The organism is Vibrio atlanticus (assembly GCF_024347315.1).
Lineage (GTDB): Bacteria > Pseudomonadota > Gammaproteobacteria > Enterobacterales > Vibrionaceae > Vibrio > Vibrio atlanticus.
On sequence record NZ_AP025461.1, the window covers coordinates 318,770 to 337,078 of the forward strand.

Annotated in this window: 13 protein-coding genes; 6 read left to right on the forward strand and 7 right to left on the reverse strand. The window is 44.1% G+C overall.

The genetic code is table 11. The features are described 5' to 3' along the window. Positions 1–89: 89 nt before the first annotated feature. The 3 genes from OCV30_RS17145 to OCV30_RS17155 all read right to left on the reverse strand — a co-directional run bounded on the left by OCV30_RS17145 (position 90) and on the right by OCV30_RS17155 (position 4,346). Entirely contained in the window at positions 90–872 is a 783-nt protein-coding gene (locus OCV30_RS17145; RefSeq protein WP_083994601.1) for a helix-turn-helix transcriptional regulator, read from the reverse strand. A gap of 376 nt (positions 873–1,248) precedes the next feature. Next, the gene (locus OCV30_RS17150) at positions 1,249–3,078 is read right to left on the reverse strand and encodes a formylglycine-generating enzyme family protein (protein ID WP_017102247.1); all 1,830 of its coding nucleotides are present in this window, start codon (positions 3,076–3,078) and stop codon (positions 1,249–1,251) included. Positions 3,079–3,236: 158 nt separating this feature from the next. After that, a complete protein-coding gene (locus OCV30_RS17155; RefSeq protein WP_009846003.1) occupies positions 3,237–4,346 on the reverse strand; it encodes a PEGA domain-containing protein in 1,110 nt (369 codons plus the stop codon). 498 nt (positions 4,347–4,844) lie between these two features. Between OCV30_RS17155 and OCV30_RS17160 the strand changes: the two genes are divergently transcribed. The 4 genes from OCV30_RS17160 to putP all read left to right on the forward strand — a co-directional run bounded on the left by OCV30_RS17160 (position 4,845) and on the right by putP (position 11,400). Continuing rightward, positions 4,845–5,669: a helix-turn-helix domain-containing protein gene (locus OCV30_RS17160; RefSeq protein ID WP_065679148.1), complete on the forward strand. Its 825-nt coding sequence runs from the start codon at positions 4,845–4,847 to the stop codon at positions 5,667–5,669. 181 nt (positions 5,670–5,850) lie between these two features. Then, positions 5,851–9,006 carry a bifunctional proline dehydrogenase/L-glutamate gamma-semialdehyde dehydrogenase PutA gene (gene putA / locus OCV30_RS17165; RefSeq protein ID WP_065679149.1) on the forward strand — a complete coding sequence of 1,052 codons (3,156 nt, stop codon included), beginning with the start codon at positions 5,851–5,853 and terminating at the stop codon, positions 9,004–9,006. An 11-nt stretch (positions 9,007–9,017) separates the two neighbouring features. Further along, positions 9,018–9,722 (forward strand): 1-pyrroline-5-carboxylate dehydrogenase, encoded by a 705-nt coding sequence (locus OCV30_RS17170; RefSeq protein WP_065679150.1) that lies wholly within the window; start codon positions 9,018–9,020, stop codon positions 9,720–9,722. 187 nt (positions 9,723–9,909) lie between these two features. Next, positions 9,910–11,400 carry a sodium/proline symporter PutP gene (gene putP, locus OCV30_RS17175; RefSeq protein WP_065679252.1) on the forward strand — a complete coding sequence of 497 codons (1,491 nt, stop codon included), beginning with the start codon at positions 9,910–9,912 and terminating at the stop codon, positions 11,398–11,400. 674 nt (positions 11,401–12,074) lie between these two features. On the opposite strand, the gene OCV30_RS17185 is transcribed toward putP, so the two are convergent. Next, the gene (locus OCV30_RS17185) at positions 12,075–12,245 is read right to left on the reverse strand and encodes a hypothetical protein (RefSeq protein ID WP_009845996.1); all 171 of its coding nucleotides are present in this window, start codon (positions 12,243–12,245) and stop codon (positions 12,075–12,077) included. A gap of 279 nt (positions 12,246–12,524) precedes the next feature. On the opposite strand from OCV30_RS17185, the gene OCV30_RS17190 reads away from it, so the two are divergent. Next, on the forward strand, positions 12,525–13,013 hold the full coding sequence (locus OCV30_RS17190; RefSeq protein WP_065679151.1) for an Lrp/AsnC family transcriptional regulator: 489 nt from the start codon (positions 12,525–12,527) through the stop codon (positions 13,011–13,013). 110 nt (positions 13,014–13,123) lie between these two features. On the opposite strand, the gene OCV30_RS17195 is transcribed toward OCV30_RS17190, so the two are convergent. Both OCV30_RS17195 and OCV30_RS17200 read right to left on the reverse strand, forming a co-directional pair. Next, positions 13,124–13,828 carry a DUF445 family protein gene (locus OCV30_RS17195; protein WP_009845994.1) on the reverse strand — a complete coding sequence of 235 codons (705 nt, stop codon included), beginning with the start codon at positions 13,826–13,828 and terminating at the stop codon, positions 13,124–13,126. 285 nt (positions 13,829–14,113) lie between these two features. Beyond that, a complete protein-coding gene (locus OCV30_RS17200) occupies positions 14,114–15,964 on the reverse strand; it encodes an ABC transporter ATP-binding protein (RefSeq protein WP_065679152.1) in 1,851 nt (616 codons plus the stop codon). 564 nt (positions 15,965–16,528) lie between these two features. Here OCV30_RS17200 and OCV30_RS17205 point away from each other — a divergent pair. Further along, the gene (locus tag OCV30_RS17205; RefSeq protein WP_009845992.1) at positions 16,529–17,503 is read left to right on the forward strand and encodes an arginine deiminase-related protein; all 975 of its coding nucleotides are present in this window, start codon (positions 16,529–16,531) and stop codon (positions 17,501–17,503) included. 156 nt (positions 17,504–17,659) lie between these two features. Here OCV30_RS17205 and OCV30_RS17210 read toward each other — a convergent pair whose 3' ends face one another. Further along, complete coding sequence (locus OCV30_RS17210) at positions 17,660–18,292, reverse strand: esterase/lipase family protein (protein ID WP_009845991.1); 633 nt, start codon at positions 18,290–18,292, stop codon at positions 17,660–17,662. Positions 18,293–18,309 lie beyond the last annotated feature (17 nt).

The window sequence follows — 18,309 nt, forward strand, 5'->3', positions numbered from 1 at the left end:
TAACTGCTTAACTGCTTAACTGATCCAAAAATACCGTTGATTAGACTTATCAACGGTATTTTTTTGTCTGTATCTCATCAAACCAATATCTAGTCACTGTGCAGAACAACGGAGATCTGCTTTTTAAGCAGGGTTTCTGGGATCATGGAGCCTAGCCCCGAGTCCAACGCATACTCAATCAACTGGCTTTTACTGCGCGCATCAAATTTCTGCTTCAACCTGGCGACATGCCCTTCGACCGTTTTGATTGAAATGTTCAACGTAGACGCGATGTACTGTGGTTTCTTGCCGAATAGCAGCAAGAACAGCACTTCTGATTCTCGCGAAGTCAGTCGCTTTTTGAGCTTTGATATGCGTGGCTTTGATCCTGCAATGGACACTTGATTGTCTTTTTTGCAAGTCGCCTGACACACCCAATGGCCTACCTCTAAGATGGCTGTGTCGGTGAGTTCTTGACCATAAAAAATGGTGCCTTGAACTTCGCCATTCCCATCAAGCCAAGGGGTTTTAGTAAAAATATGGGCGTGCCAGCGTCCGTCTGGATAAGGGTGAATATCGAGGATTTTAAGAGTACTGCGTGTATCCATTACATGTTTGTCTTGAGCCCTGAAATCCTGCGCGCATTCGGTTGTTTGACTAGGCATATCGAAATCGGTTAAGCCCGTACAAGTTTCGTTGGGTTTTAAGCCAATTAATTGGTTGTAAGCAAGGTTAGCATACACGAAGACAGAGTCAGTATCTTTGCAACCCCAGCAACCTGGAAGTTGTTCAAATAAAGAACGATGTATGGAGTTGAGGGGATCCGGCAAGGCTTTATCTCGTAAGAGGGAGTATTGCAATGATATCAGTTTCTTATAGAGCTGCAATGACAATTAGAAGTCGAGTTATGCATCAAAAATGGAGTGTGATCAATAGTTGGACGGCATGCTGTTTAAGTGCGCTTTTATTGATCGATAGCTAAACAAAAAGGATGAGAAAAAAGCAAAAAAAAGCCAGCCTGAAGAAGGGCTGGCCAAAGACAAGATATACCTTGTCGACACGTAGAAGATTTCCAGTTTAATTTACGAGGGTCATGTAAATTAAGCTGAGGTATCAGATAGATACCCAGAGTGACTTACTACTCTATCGACGAATTTACTCCTAGGCGAGATCGAATATAAGGAGGGAATTCCCCTATAAACACTGACTCAACCTGATACTAGGAGAATCTAAGGTAAATATTTGAGGGCTTTGAGTAATACCAAGAGCTTATAGCTCTCGTAATACTCGGAATCCTAAGTAGTTAGCGGCAGTAGAAGGCGAAACGTACAGTTCAGCAAACACTTTTGCCTCTTCAGGAGAGAAGCTCCACGCGCCCCCCTTAGCGATGCCTTTTTGGGTTGCAGTCCATTCCCAAACGTTACCTACCATGTCGTAGAAACCCGTTGGCGTTGGCAAGAATGATTTTACAGGAGAAGTACTGACGTTTGACCACTGTGTACCAGACCAACCAGTATTAGCTCTACCTGAACGGAATTTGTTGCCCCACCAGAAGCTGGTATCTTGACCCGCTCTTGCCGCCGCTTCCCACTCTTGTTGTGTTGGTAGGCGGTAAGTAAAGCCTGTTTTTTTAGATAACCAACGTGTGTACGCTTTCGCATCGCTTTGGCTGACGCATACAACGGGTGAGTTATCGACTTGCTTGAAACCAGGAGCTTTCCAGTCATTGTCTGACACAGTCGTGATTTCTGCATTCACGAAGGTATCACAAGTGTTCATCAGCTCTGCGTCTGTCTGGTACCCCGTATTTTTCACAAATGCTTTAAAGTCTTGAACACGAGTTGGGGTTGCCGCTAATGCAAATGGCTGTTTGATCGTGACTTGCTCAGCGTTATTTTCACCGAGTAGGTAAGTCCCAGATCCAACCACAATCATTTCTGGACTTTGAGCACCATTGCCCATTGGGTCAGCAAACTTAGTCCCCACATTCAGTGAGTTCTGCTTCGCTTGTAATACTGCTCTTAGGTTGTGATCTCGGGCTATTTTCAGCTCTTGGTGGAAAGAAAGATAACCTTCTTTCTCAATCGTAACCATGTGTTGCCCTGTAGGTAACATCACTTCAACCGGTGTGCTGCCATAGTTCACACCATTGATAGAAACCTTGTCATTATATTGATTTGAACGAACCACCAAGTTAACCCAAGCAACTTCTTTTTGTTGATCATCGGCTTGTAGATCGCTCTGATCGAAACAGTTCGAGGATTTGATACCAAGTAGGCGGCAAGGGGTGTTCTTATCTGGACGAGTTTCTAAATTCGCGGTAATCACGGCTCGGTAACGGTTATCTTCGGAGAAGCCAGATGATTTCACGCTGTGTTGTAGAACGTGAATATTCAAAGATGCAGACGCTAGGTGTTCTTTTACTATTTTTGATTCTGTCGCGTTGGATACAAGGCTATTTTGAAATTGTTTTACTGCTTTTTGAAGTGTCAAAGCCACCGTTTGGTCTGAACATTGAGCTAACGTCATGTCGCTGCTACAGCGGTTGGTAAAGCTAACGGTATGTTCTTGTGTTTGAGTGACCTCGCTTCTTAATCTCTCAGCTCTTGCTCTTAGTTTGTCTTGATTCAAATGGGCGATAGACATTTCTACAGCCGATTTTTCGGCTTTGATGGCCTCTAGTTCCATCACTAAGCTTTGAAGCTTTTGCTCTGAATCCGAAATCGTAAGCTTGTGCTCTTTTACCGATTTCCAGGCATCTTGAAAGCGATTTTGAGCTGGTGAGATATCGAAATCTGGCTCATCAATCATGCGAGTGTAATCTTGCTCTAGGCTAGTTTTCGCCGTTGCGAGTTTTTGCTCTGATTGAGCTAATAACTTGGCTTGACGTGCCATTTGCTCTGCTTGGTTGTCGACTTGATTTTGTTTGTCCGCCATCTTCTTCTCGATAGCCGTTAAACTGGCATGTTCTTCGAAAAGAGAGCTTTCAATGTCGATGACTGATGACGTGATTGCTGGAGATGTCGCTTCAGCGAAAACAGCAGGCGTCATTAAGCATGGAGCAAGTGCAAATAATAGAGTAGGAAAACCTTGGCGCATGTTGGGCTACTTCAGTCGTAATTTAGGTTAATTGAATATTCTAACGAAAACGCCATTTCGTTTGAAGCTACTTTCTATAACTACAAACAAGATGGCGAGTATTCATTCAGCTTTGTGAAATAGGCACGGCTATTTATATCAGGCTTAGCTTTATATATTTAGATTTCATTTTCTTTACTAGGAAGGAGTTTCACCCAAATAGTATCGCTGCCGTTAATAGTCACTGTGCGGTTGTATGACTCGTAACCTTCTTTTGAAATGGTTACTTGGTGACGACCGCTCGGTAGCGAAACCTCTAGGGGTGTGCTGCCGTATTTAATGCCGTTGATAGTGACTGAGTCATTGTACTGATCAGAACGTACCATCACGTTTGCCCACTGCTTGTCGCTCTTCTTTGTAACCTTAACGTCGCTGTCCGTTAAACAGTAGCGAGTTGAAACGTTCAATAAGTTACATGCTGCAATCGCTTCCGGTTTTGCTTGAAGTTGAGCTTGCATCTGCACAAAGTAAGAGTTGTTTCCAGAGAAACCGCTCTTGATTGCTTGGCTGTCTTGAACATGAATGTTCAATTGAACACCTTGTAAGTTTTGCTTCGCTAGCGTGCTTTCTGTGAGCTGTTCAAGTAATTTGCTCTTGAAGTTTTGTACTGCTTTCTGCTTCGTCAGGTGTTTACCTTGAGCAATACACTCACCCAGTGTCATTGTTGATGAACATGTGGTGGTGTAGCTCGTTTCAAGAACGGCACTTTCACGAAGTTCTGTTGCAATACGTTTAACGCGAGCTTCAACTTTTGATTCTTTCAAGTTAGCCAGCTCATTATTCAAACGAGCTTGCTTTTGCTTAATTTGAGAAAGGTAAATTTCGTTCTCATTCATCGCTTGCTGATTATCTAGCTGAGACGATTGATTCTCTTTAACCGCAGCCCAAGCATCTTGGTATCCTTTCTGAAAAGAAACCAGGTCCGTTTCTGGATCGTCAAGTAAGCGACTGTATTGTTTGTCGAGTACAGATTTAGCTCGGTTACGTTTTGCCTTTAACTCTTCACCTTCACGTAACAACTTACTGTTCTGGTTTTGAAGTTGTTTTAAGGTCTCAGTTGCCGATACTTTGGTCGCTGAAATACGCTCAATATCTGAGTTTTTCTCTGTTAGCTTTGCATCGATAGCTGAAACGGGATCGACTTGATTCAGTTCTTCAGCTGATAACGATGCAGATACCCAAAGTGGGGATAGCGCAAGTAAAAGCGCTGAAATTCGAAAGTTAGTCATAGGTCCCTGCAACTTGTATATTTAAAATTGGCTCGTTAATAAAGTGTCTACTTCCTAGTTGTCAGTCACTAGTTATTAGCAATTAACACAGTACCCGTCTTTATACCGTTTTATTGCCCTCCAATCTACTCAAAAGCTAAGTTTCGGTACTTCGGATACACTTTTTACATATTTACACCGAAATAATTGAGCTATATAAGAAAATATTGTCGTTATGGTGTAGTCATTTGGTTTCCATTTGTGACTTGCTTTGACTTTTGGTGTTCAGATTTATTTGCTCTTGGAACAAGCAAGAGTGGCCTAAAGATTGGAAGGTTGACTTTACAAAGCCCGTAGTTTGGGCTCACTTGATCATACTTCCGGAGACATGATCACGTGGTTATCAATAATGATCTTTCTTTGAAGAAGAGAAAACATCTCTCATGATCATTTACAAATTCATCTTCTGCAGATTTCAGAGTATTATTCTTATCATGTCGACCTAAGTACTTTGCTGTCATGCCAAAACCTTTACCCTTTCCAAACCTAGACTTGTCTCCGCTAGGGCTTACAGGCCCCCGACCAGCGGAAATCATAACTTTGCCTTCGCATATGGACTGTCACGATCATCATTATTCGCAGGTGGTGATTGGTTTAAAAGGTCAGGCTGAATTTGAAGTGAGCGGTAAAGGTAATCTTGTCGGCCCAGGTCAAGGTTGTGTGGTAACGGCGAGCTCTGATCATGCTTTCGGTGGTGTGGTTGGCCAGTCGGATATTCTCGTACTCAATATGCCAGTGCCAACGGATGATGACCCTCTGATGCTAGAGAAGATCAATCAGTTAGAATCATCGAACGTCTACTTCCAATTAGACGCGCAAATTCAAAAGCTTATCCATATGTTGGTGCAAGAAATGCAGGCCAGTCCTAATGATCTTCTACTAAGCCGAGCCTGTAATGACACGGTGATCGCGCTGATGCAAAGACACATCTCGGCATTTGAAACCTCAATCAAAGATTCACGCTTTGATCTTGAAGCGTTGGATCGCTACATAGAACAGCATTTAGCAAATAAGATCTCCGTCGCGCAGCTTGCGGGTAGTGTGTTCTTGGGTGAAAGCCAGTTCCACATGCTATTCAAAGATCAAATGGGTATTACTCCGCATCAGTACGTGTTAGGTAAGCGTATCGACCGATCTCGTCGTTTAATCGAACAAGGTAACCTCAGCCTTGGTCAGGTCGCTGAACTGGCTGGTTTCTCCGGTCAATCTTCCTTTACTCACACCTTTTCACGCCTTCAAGGCATGTCACCATCTCAATACAAAAAGCAAATTTCTGTTAAATAGTGAAACAAAACGGCATATTATTTTAAAGTTTCATATGTGACCTTGTGTTTGTTTTGTTAATAAAGCGAGTTTTTAGCAAAAAACTCGGAGTTTTTGACAAGTAATCCTTATATACTCTAAATACACTGCAGCCATTGTAGAGATCCCGGGCTAATTCCGGGTGTGAGATTAAGGAAAACGCATGTTTACAGCTACTGATGTGTTAAAGCCAGAATTCAACGAGCAGTCGCTTGCTGATCTATGGTCGCTTATCTCACCATTATATATGGTGGATGAAACCCAATGGCTAGAGCAACTTCTGCCGCTAGCTACCCCTTCTGAGTCAGAAAAGCAGCAGATCACGGACAAAACGACATCATTGATCGAAGCTATCCGTGCGGATAAGACTTCTATCCAGATGATCGATGCATTGTTGCTTGAATACAGCTTAGATACTCAAGAGGGCATCTTGCTAATGTGTCTGGCGGAAGCCTTGATGCGTATTCCTGATTCAGCAACCGCTGATGCTCTGATTCGTGACAAATTAAGCGTTGCGGATTGGAAATCTCACCTAAAGAATTCAGACTCAGTATTTGTTAACGCATCCACTTGGGGATTAATGCTAACAGGTAAGGTGGTTGGACTTTCATCTAAAGAGCAGAGTGCAGGTCAAGCGGTTAACCGTTTAGTGAACAAGCTTTCTGAGCCGGTAATTCGCAAAGCGATGCACCAAGCAATGAAGGTGATGGGGCACCAATTTGTTCTTGGCCGCAGCATTGCTGAAGCGCAAAAGAATGGTAAGTCTATGCGTGATAAAGGTTTTACCTACTCATACGACATGCTAGGTGAAGCGGCACTGACCACTGCTGACGCAAACAAATACTTCAAAGATTACCTAATGGCGATTGAAGCCGTAGGTCGAGACAACTATGTTTCTCCAGAATCGAAGGTCTCTTCAAAATCGAGCCCTGCGCCATCGGTATCTATCAAGCTTTCTGCGCTTCACCCTCGTTATGAAGTGGCGAACGAAGACCGTGTACTGACTGAACTTTGCGACACGCTAGAGCAGCTATTGCGCCGTGCAGTAGAGCTCGATGTTGCGATTACGATTGATGCGGAAGAAGCGGATCGCCTAGAGCTTTCTCTTAAATTATTCGAAAAACTGTACCGCACTGACCTTGTAAAAGGTTGGGGTAAATTTGGTCTGGTTATTCAAGCTTACTCAAAGCGTGCACTACCGGTTCTAGTATGGCTAAACCGCTTAGCGAAAGAGCAGGGCGATTTGATCCCGCTTCGCTTGGTAAAAGGCGCTTACTGGGACAGCGAAATCAAATGGTCCCAACAAGCTGGCTTTACTGATTACCCAGTTTACACACGTAAAGAAGCGACAGACGTAGCTTACCTTGCATGTGCGCGTTACCTATTGAGCCCAAGTGTTCGCGGCAATATCTTCCCGCAGTTTGCGAGCCACAACGCTCATACAGTTTCTGCTATTGCTGTCATGACCGACCATAAAGACTTTGAATTCCAACGCTTACACGGCATGGGTGATTCTCTGTACAACCATGCGATGGAAGCTTACCAACAGTCGGTACGTATATACGCACCGGTTGGCAGCCATAAAGATCTACTGCCATACCTAGTACGTCGCTTGCTAGAAAACGGTGCAAACAGCTCGTTTGTCCACCGTCTAGTTGATGCGCGTTGCCCTGTGGCAGAGCTGACTCAACATCCTGTCGATATGCTTCTGGCATTCGATACATTGCACAACACTAAGATTCCTCTGCCTCCAGCGGTGTTCCCTGAGCGTAAGAACTCTTACGGTGTGAACATTGATATTGAAAGCGAAGCGCATCAATTTGAAGAGCAAGTAAAAAGCTTCTTAAACAATCAATGGACTGCGGGCCCTGTGATCAACGGTGAATCTCTTGCCGAAAGCATGATCAAGGCTGATCAGAACGTTGAGCAAGTGACGGCACCTTATGATCGTCGTATTCATGTGGGTCAGGTGGCTTTTGCTAACCTTGATCATGTTTCCGCAGCGATCACTGGCGCAGACGCAGCATTCGCAGATTGGAACGCAACTTCGGTTGAAACCAAAGCGGCTGCACTTGATAAGTTGGCTGACTTGATGGAAGACAACCTCGCTGAGCTGGTGGCGATTTGTCATCAAGAAGCGGGTAAGACAATTCACGATAGTGTTGATGAAGTACGTGAAGCAGTCGACTTCTGTCGTTACTACGCTAAACAAGCTGACAACCTACAAGGTTTCGAACTAAAAGGTTTTGATGGCCAAACACGAATCGCTTCTCGACAAGGTCGTGGTGTGTTCGTTTGTATCAGCCCTTGGAACTTCCCTCTAGCCATCTTCCTTGGCCAAATTACTGCAGCACTAGTGGCGGGTAATACGGTTGTGGCTAAGCCTGCCGAGCAAACAAGCTTGATTGCTGCTCGTGCGGTTGAACTGATGAATGAAGCGGGCTTCCCTGCTGGCACCATTCAGTTACTACCGGGTCGCGGTGCTGAGATCGGCAGTGCACTAACAAGCCATGATGCGATTGCGGGCGTTGCCTTTACTGGTTCTACGCCAACGGCACAGCGTATCAATGTGTCATTAGCCACTCGTAACGCTAAGCCAGTTCCGTTTATTGCGGAAACAGGCGGCCAGAACGCGATGATCGTCGACAGTACTGCACTGCCTGAACAGGTAGTTCGTGATGTGATTCGTTCAGCATTCGCTTCAGCAGGTCAGCGCTGTTCTGCACTACGTGTGCTTTACATCCAAGAAGACATAGCAGACCGCGTGGTTGGATTGATTCACGGTGCAATGGACGAGCTGAGTGTTGGCATTCCACACCTTCATAAAACCGATGTTGGCCCTGTTATCGACCAAAACGCGAAACAGAAGTTAATGGCGCACTTAGAAAACATGACCAATACCCAGAAGAAGGTGGCTCAACTTTCTTTAGGTTCTGATTGTGAACATGGTGATTTTGTTCCACCAAGTGCTTTTGAAATTGATGACATCAGCTGCTTGAAAGAAGAACAGTTTGGCCCAGTGCTACACATTGTTCGCTTCAAAGCGAGTGAGCTAGCGCAAGTGGTAGACCAAATCAACCAAACCGGTTTTGGCCTAACCATGGGTATCCACAGCCGTAACGAGACGACTTACCGTTGGATCGAAAAACACGTTCGTGTGGGTAACTGCTACATCAACCGTGATCAAGTGGGCGCCGTTGTTGGTGTTCAACCATTTGGTGGTCAAGGTTTGTCAGGTACTGGCCCTAAAGCGGGTGGTCCTCACTACCTATACCGCTTTACTGATGTTCATTTCTCTCAATCACAAGACAAGGCATAAGGAGCATTATCATGGTTCATCAAGTGACAGGTTTTTCTGATGCTTTGCTAGCGTGGGAACAATGGAACCTTACCGACTTTGATTACAAGAGTGCTCAGGTACTTGCGTTTAAATCAGAGATCGAAAGTCAGTCTTCGCCTTTGGCGATGGTGGCGACTTATCATCTAGAGCAAGCGTCTGCGCTGCTTTCTGAACATCACCTAATGGCAGGTCCTACGGGCGAAACCAATGAGTTGTATGCCGCTGGTCGCGGTGTGGCTTTGGTGATTGTTGATGATTGCGAAGAGAAAGTGCCAGCGCTGCAAACTGCAATGGCTTTGATTACTGCTGCGCTATTGGCAGGTAACAGTGTTCAATTGTGCAGTGATGATGTGCAGTTCAATACCTTAGTTGCAGACGCAGCTAAGTCGGCGAACTTGCCAACTAACTTGGTGCAAGTTGCCTCGTATGATGCTGCTCAACAGTTGTTGTCTTGCGATGTACGTAGCGTGGGTTACGTAGGTAACTCGCAAACGGCACAAGCTATCAATTTACAGCTTGCTAAGCGTGACGGTGCAATCGTCGGTTTAGTAGCTGAAACGGATCTGGTGACAATGAATGTTGCTAATGATCCACACCTATCGCTGCGCTTCATTACCGAGCGTACGCGAACTATAAATATAACAGCCGTGGGCGGTAACGCGACCTTGCTCGAACTTGGAAGCGAAGCTCACTAACCTTCAGTAAAATTGGCTCTAAGCACTTTTGGTTTTTTCCATTGTTGGGTTTTCTCCATCTTTGGATTTAATTCATAGTGCATTGGAGCCTCAATACCTAACTCAATGCACTCGCTTGCCTTTACGGTGAGTGTCTTGCATTGAATTAGGCATGGAAGGCTTTCTACAAAATGAGGACTATCAAATGATAGAAAACAGTTTTGCAATAACGACGACGTTCATTGCGTATCTAATTATGATGCTAGCGATCGGTGTTATTGCTTACAAACGTACATCTAACTCAACAGACTACTTCCTAGGTGGTCGTTCGTTAGGCCCATGGCCTGCTGCACTTTCTGCTGGTGCATCAGACATGAGTGGTTGGTTGCTACTTGGCCTGCCTGGTTACGCTTACGCTGCTGGCTTTGAAGCATTTTGGCTTGCTGGTGGTCTACTTGTTGGTACTTGGGCAAACTGGTTAATCAGTGCAAAACGTCTACGTACTTACAGCATTACGACAGAATCACTGACGCTGCCGGAGTTCCTATCTCGTCGTTTCAATGATAATTCTAAGCTGATCCAAACAATTTCTGCTTTCTTTATCCTTTTATTCTTCCTTTTCTACACAAGTTCAGGCTTGGTAGCAGGTGGTAAATTGTTTGAAACGGTATTCGGCCTTGATTACACAACAGCGGTAATTATCGGTACAGTCTGTGTAGTTTCGTACACTCTGTTTGGTGGTTTCCTGGCGGTATCTTGGACTGACTTAGTTCAAGGTCTACTCATGTCTGCAGCGCTATTGATTGTACCAATCGCGGCAATGAACGGTGGCCTAGGTCAGCTTTCTAGCGACCTACACAACATCAACCCAGAGCTTCTAACGCTATGGAATGATGCGAAGGGTGAGCCACTGTCTGCTATTGCGATCATCTCACTAGCGGCATGGGGTTTGGGTTACTTCGGTCAACCACACATCCTTGCGCGTTTCAAAGCAACACGTAGTAATAAAGACCTAACAACAGCGCGCCGCATTGCCGTTATCTGGACTGCACTGTCTATGATTGGTGCAATGCTTGTGGGTCTTGTTGGTCTAATCTATGTGACGAACTCTGGCGCACCTAAGCTAGACGATGGCGAGAAGATCTTCATGCTTCTTGTGAACGCGATGTTCCACCCAGTAATCGCCGGCATCCTACTTGCTGCCATTCTAGCGGCAATCATGAGTACTGCGGATTCACAACTTCTTGTTTCTTCATCTGCAATGGCAGAAGACCTGTATAAGCAAGTTTTGAAGAAAGACGCAACGTCAGAAGAGATTGTTCGTATAGGCCGTTTCGCGGTTATTCTAATTTCTCTTGTTGCTCTTGTTCTGGCGATGACACCAGACAGCTCAGTACTTGGCCTTGTATCTTACGCATGGGCTGGTTTTGGTGCTGCATTCGGTCCTGCAATCGTATTAAGCCTATACTGGTCTCGTATGAACCGTAACGGCGCTCTAGCGGGTATCGTGGTTGGTGGTGTTACGATTGTACTTTGGAAGCAGTTCACGGGCGGTTGGTTCGATGTTTACGAAATCGTACCGGGAATCATCCTATCGACGCTTTCTATCGTTATTGTGAGTCTAATGACTGGTGAGCCAGAAGACGAAGTGAAAAAGCAACACGCTGAGTTCAAGAAGAACCTAGTTGAGCTAGACTAATTTACATTGTAAAACATATGTGAATTAGCAAAGAACATTAGCTAAAAAGCAATTGTAAAAAGAAATTGAAAAATAAAAGTAATAGAGTCACTTCGGTGGCTCTATTTTTTTATGTGGGCACTACCTTTGTCTTATAGAAAATCAGTAGGATACAGGAGATGCACGGCTGTTATGAGGTTTACAATGTAAATCGAAACCAAATGATAGAAGGAAAATAAATAGAAGAGAAAGGCTTTTCATAGCGCTTGATGTCAAAAAATAACCGATAAAATGGCTATTTTTTGAACTTGGCGCTCACTTTTGTTATTAGCTCGGTGAATTATTACACTGAATTGGACATCATGTGTCAATTATCAGTAACCACTAAAGACCTATAGGACAAAGGTATGCCTGATCTCTATTGCAAAGGATGTAAAAAAACAACACTACATAAGTCTATAATGAAACGTTGTGAATCTGAGCCTGAGACAACCTCTGGCCGTATGATGCAATGGACGTCAAAGCTATTTAGTGGAAACCTGTACTACGACATGGAAACTCAACACTTCTGTCGAACGTGCAATTGTCGTTGTGAAACAGGAACTGCAGTTCCCCAAGTTGGTCTGGCTTAGATTGTAGTAAGTGCTTACTAACTTAGATTTAAAAACCTCCCTGATGGAGGTTTTTTTCGTTTTCTATGCCGCTTTTAGTGAAGGTTCTGCCTCGACGACATTGCCATCAATCTTAACTTCCCAGCCATAGTTTGAGTATTCACTTGCGAGTGCTTGGGCAACATCTTTTGATACCGTTACGTGTGTCCATGAACCGATTCCGTAAGGTTTATATGCGAGTTCTTGCGTTTTCATAATAGAGTCATCCTTTCTCTTTGAGAATTCTATTATTCACTTTGGCCTATATCCTTTCTTTCGTTTCTGGCTCAACTTATTTGTTAATCGGGTCATTTCTATAATAATTTGTTAATAACTGGAGTTTGATTTATAAGGGTTGTTATCGCTCTGTTCGGTTTTATATTTAACGTGAATAGGAATGGTCTATTTAGATTTCTAAATGTGTGAGCAAGGTTTTCTTCGATTGCTCTTAGTATGGAATATACTGAGCGTAATCTAGAATGTTTAAGGAATATTATGTCTCAGCATCAACTCGATCGTATCGATAAAGAGATACTAAGAATTCTGCATATGAAAGGCCGTTTGCCCGTCGTTGAACTAGCGAAACAGGTCAACCTAACGACTTCACCTTGCTCTGATAGGTTGAAGCGATTGGAAAAAGTGGGCTACATCACAGGTTATCACGCTGAGCTTTGTTCAGAAAAGTTGGGGCTCGATGTCCAAGTGTTTATCCATATTCGCCTCGATCAAACCAGTTTTTCAATTTTTGATAAATTTGCCCAAGCGGTTGAAGCGATGCCTGAGGTCGAAGAGTGCTATTCGCTGTCGGGGGATTTTGACACCATGATCAAGGTTCGAGTAAAAGACATGAAGGCGTACCAAGCGTTTATGGCAACTAAGTTGGGTACCCTGCCGGGTGTGATTCAGACACGCAGCGAAGTGGTGATTGAAGAACACAAGAAGGGCTTTGGTGTTAACCCTGAGCTGTTGGCCACCATAAAATAGTGACCTGCTTTCGCCTTACCAAGGTTATTTACATATAAAAAATGGAAGCCAATAAGCTTCCATTTTTTGTTGAACGTCAGATAAAGAGCAATCGGATAAACTTCTCCGCCTTACAGCGTAATTGCGGCAGAGATTAAACCAATCACACCGCCGAATACCCCACCCCAAACGACCAACCAACCAAGGTGTTTTTTGATCATGGTCTGAACCATCTCTTTAACCAGTTTTGGTGTCAGTTCATTCAAGCGCTGATCGATGATCGCTTCAATGTTCTCTTTGATTTCATCCATCATCGCAGGTGATTCAAGTTCATCCTTGATGGCATTTTTTACCGAATCACTCTTGCTGATTTCGATCACAGACTCTTGCATCTTCTCCACGAATGGCGCTTTCATTGGCTGTAGTGCTTCTGTACCCCCAACCATCGCCAACATGCCACCAAACTGTGAGTTTTCGATAACATGCACCAGCGATTCGAATGCAGGGTTAAAGTCGATCTTCTTGATCACAGGCTCTAGATTGAGCGATTTTCCGGTCATCTCACTGCTAAGGAAGCGGTCGATGTTACTTTCAGTAAAGAACTGTTCCATCATTAGTTGTTTGATGGCTGCCTTGAACTCTTCAAAGCGCGCAGGAATAACGCCAGAACCATATAGGCCGGGTACTTTCTCGAACAACATGTGAATCGCAAGCCAGTTGGTGATGGCACCAGAAAATGCGAATAGGCCTGCATAAAGCAAGTATTGGTTTGCTGTCGCATAGCCGCCAGCAAGCAGTGCTAACGCAATAACGTTAGTTAAGACACTTTTGTTCATGGTTGATCTCTAAAAAGAATACTGCGCGCATTTTAAGAAAAAAACGCCAAGAAAAAAACAAAAGGATCGATGAAGTTATCGGACAAGTAGGAAACAGTGCGGAATAACAGGCATAAAAAAGGCTAGCCTCCCCCCGAAGTCTAGCCTTATTCCAGAACGCGCAAGCGAGGCGTCTTTGGTGTTAATGTCATTATATGATTACGACATAACATTCTGCCATGTGTAATTTACCGCCAATTAACATTTTGGTGTGAATTACGCCGCACTTTTAAAATGGAATATAAATTAAGCGCTCGTTGTCTGTTCAAGATCATCACCAATAAACCCACCGGTCTGGTGATTCCACAATTGAGCATAGATGCCATTTTGTGTAATCAGCTCTTGGTGCGTGCCTTCTTCGACGATATTACCTTGGTCGAGTACGATCAAACGGTCCATTGCTGCAATCGTCGATAGACGGTGTGCAATCGCTATAACCGTTTTGCCTTCCATTAGTTCAATCAAGCTCTCTTGTATCGCAGCTTCAACCTCTGAATCGAGAGCTGATGTTGCTTCATCTAGAACCAACAGCGGAGCATTCTTCAGAAGTACACGTGAGATAGCGACACGTTGACGCTGACCACCAGAAAGCTTGACGCCACGTTCACCCACTTGAGCATCGTAGCCAACGTTACCAAACGGGTCAGTTAGCGTTTCGATAAACTCATGAGCGTGTGCCTGTTTGGTTGCGGCATACACTTCTTCATCTGTTGCCTCAGGACGACCGTAAAGAATGTTGTCTTTGATCGAACGGTGCAGCAGTGAGGTATCTTGAGTCACCATACCTATGTTGCTACGCAGAGAATCTTGAGTAACGCTCGAGATCTCTTGGTCATCAATCAGGATGCGACCACTTTCTACATCGTGGAAACGCAGCAGTAAGTTAACTAGGGTCGATTTACCTGCACCTGAACGGCCAACCAAGCCGACTTTTTCACCCGGTTTGATGTTGAGGTTTAGGTTGTTAATCACACCCTTATTCTCACCGTAGTTAAAGCTCACGTTGTCGAAGTTTATGCCACCCTGTGGCACATCCAAAGGCTTAGCGTCTTTTTTGTCTTCAATAGCGATAGGCTTAGATAGCGTTTTAATGCCATCAATCACTGTACCTAGGTTTTCAAACAAGCCACCAATTTCCCACATGATCCATTTCGACATGCCGTTAATACGCAGAGCTAAGCTGACCGCAATCGCAATTGCACCTACGGTGATCGCGTTATCTAGCCATAGGTAGATAGAGATACCGGCAATGCTGAACACCAACAAGTAGTTAGCGAATTCAACGCAGATGTTGAAGCCAGTAACCAAGCGCATTTGGCGATGGACTGTGTCTAGGAAGCCTTCCATGCCTTCTTCTGCGTACTCGGTTTCTCTTTTACTATGAGAGAAAAGTTTGACCGTAGCGATGTTGGTGTAGCTATCCACAATGCGACCCGTCATCAACGAGCGAGCATCCGCTTGTTCTGAAGACACATCTTTCAGCTTTGGTACGAAGTGCAGTTGAATGCCAACGTAAATGAACAACCAAATCAACATTGGAGCCATTAAGCGCCAATCCGATTCAGCGAGCATGAACAGCATCGCTGTAAAGTAAACCGTCACGTAAACAAACACATCGACCATTTTGGTCACGGTTTCACGCACCGCGAGCGATGTTTGCATGACTTTGGTGGCAACACGCCCGGCAAAGTCATCTTGATAGAACGACAAACTTTGCTTCAAAAGGTAGCGGTGCGCTAACCAACGAATCGACATTGGATAGTTGCCCAGCAAAGTTTGGTGAAGCAATAGCGAATAAACACTGATCAAGATTGGCATCACGACCAGTAACAGGATACCAAGCCCCATCAGAGTGGATTGGTTGTCTGCTAAGAAGGTGTCCGGGTTGCTAGTTGATAGCCAGTCAACCAGTTGTCCCATGTAACCGAACAGCGCAACTTCGATGATCGCGATGGTCATGCTCATCAATCCGAGCAAGATCAACGGTTTTTCAAAACCACGAGTGTAATGGCGGCAAAATGCCAGTATTCCAGTAGGAGGTTGTATTGGCTCTCCCTTTGGAAAGGCTTCAGTAAAGCCTTCAAATTTCTTGTACATAGTTTTCCCTTTATAAGCTACTGCATCTTTGAGCTAGAGCATCGTGATGTGCAGCTTTTTTTTATAGTCTTGATTTGAATTTTTCAGTTTTAGTTTGAAATTATATAAGTGCCAACGCGTTCTTATAAGTATTAAGCCATTCGATAGATTTTTGTTTAGTTCTTATGTAAGTGCTTAGTTCAAGTGACACAGAACACTTCCAAAGAGTGTCTTTCATGAAGCTAATTTTAGATTGAATTAGGCAGGAAAAGTTAAGCTTATTTCAAACGTAATTGATGGTTATGCAACGGTGATAATCCTAACGTTAAATGGATTAAATTGTAATCAAAACTCGTGTGGAGTTGAAAAATGAAATGAGAATATTTATCCAGTAAATTCTTTAACGAATATGCATACAGTTGGTTCTTTCTGATGTGCTGTTATCTTGCAGTAAAAATTACCGACTAATCTAAAATCCGCAGTAATTACTTGGGATAAATATTCAAATCATTGTGATTTTCAGTGAATTTTGTCGTAACAAGTTGTTTACAATTCTGAGGTAAATAAAAGATAGGGACGGTTAAAATGTTAAACCTACACAAAAAATCACTGCATATTACTAATGTTCAAAACGCAAATTGCGTTGTTATGGTGCCGCCAAAAGAATTTAAATTTAACGAAGAAACAGCCCGTGATAACGAGTTTCAGCACAGAGTCGATCTGACTGAAGCTGAGGTAAAGTTAGAAACGATGGCCGAGTTTAAGGCTATGGTGGTTTCGCTACGTAAAGAAGGTGTGCAAGTTGTAGAGTTTGATTATCCGGAACTGGGTGTTGAAACCCCTGACGCAGTGTTCCCAAACAACTGGTTCAGTACTTGTAGTGATGGAAGCCTATTCACTTTCCCTATGGCGTGTGAAAACCGTCAAAATGAAGTTAAGCCGAATGCACTTATTGAAGCGTTGGAAGCGTCTGGTCGCATTGTTAATCACAGTGAGTCTATGGAGTCGTACGTTGCTCAAGGTTCTTATCTAGAGAGCACTGGCGTGATGGTGATCGACCATATCAACAAGACCATTTATGCTGCGCTTTCACAACGTTGTGACCGCGAAGTATTGGAAGATTACGCGAAGCGCATTGGCTATTCTCGCGTGGTCTCGTTCCAAACGGCATTACCGTCTGGTCAACCGATTTACCATACCAATGTGATGATGGCGATTGGTGATAACTTCTGCGTGATCTGTGATGAAGTGATCCCTGAATTTGAACGCCGCTTTGTGGTGAAATCTCTTGCTAAAGACAAGCAGGTTATCTCTATCTCAATTGATCAGATGAACCGATTTTGCGGCAACATTTTGCAACTGGAGACGGTTAATGGCGACAAGGTGATCGCGATGTCTCAATCGGCTTACGATGCGTTTTCTCCAGCTCAGTTAGCTCAGCTTTCGACACACGGTAAACTACTACCATTTAACGTGAAAACGATCGAGGACATCGGCGGTGGTTCGGTGCGATGCATGTTGGGCGAGGTGTTCTTACCAACTCGAGTGAATCGTCTATAGAAAGTATAGCAAGCGCTCATTTCCAGTAATGGATCTTCGAATACCACTCTTATCGCAGAGTGGTATTTTTGTTTTTATCTATCACAAATAAGAGAACAAGAGCTCGATACAGGAGTCAACGCGCAAAAGTTAACGAAAAACAGCTACTGAAAAAAGCTATGAAGCGTCCTTAAAAGCTCTGTGTTCAATGAACTGAGCCGACAGTGTTACGACTTCCTTAGAGTAGACCAGCGCTGTGTGGTTGAGTTTGAGGGCGTAAGTATCAGTGGCTCCTCTCAGGTTGGCGTCTTCGAGAGTGACCGTACCATCCCCTGGGTTTCTTCCCAGAACAATCCGTCCTACTCCGGCGTCGTAGGTACCCGTAATTACGCCAATCGGCACATCAATATCGTAGTCACCCAAGCCATCGCTTAAAATCATTTTGCTCGAACCAAATATAAATCCAAGCCCATGATTAGACAGTGTTTTGGCGATGGTTGCCCCATTGTGCGGAGTGCCTGCTGTAATAATGCAGGTGTCGGCGAAGTGTGGTTGGTAGAATTTAAAGTAATGACGAATCAGCAAGCCACCCAGTGAGTGACCGAAAAAATAGACCTCATCATACTCATTAAAACGAGCATTCACGAAACGATTGAGACGTTTGGCTGCAGAAGGGAAACGCAGCGAGTTGTAGGCAAACTTGTGCGTTGTAAAGCCGCGTTTTTTGAAGTTTCTATCCAGATATTGCATGATCAACGCAGGCATATATAGACCATGAATTAAAACTATATGTTTGTTTTTATTATTCATTTTTGTCCTCCGTCTGA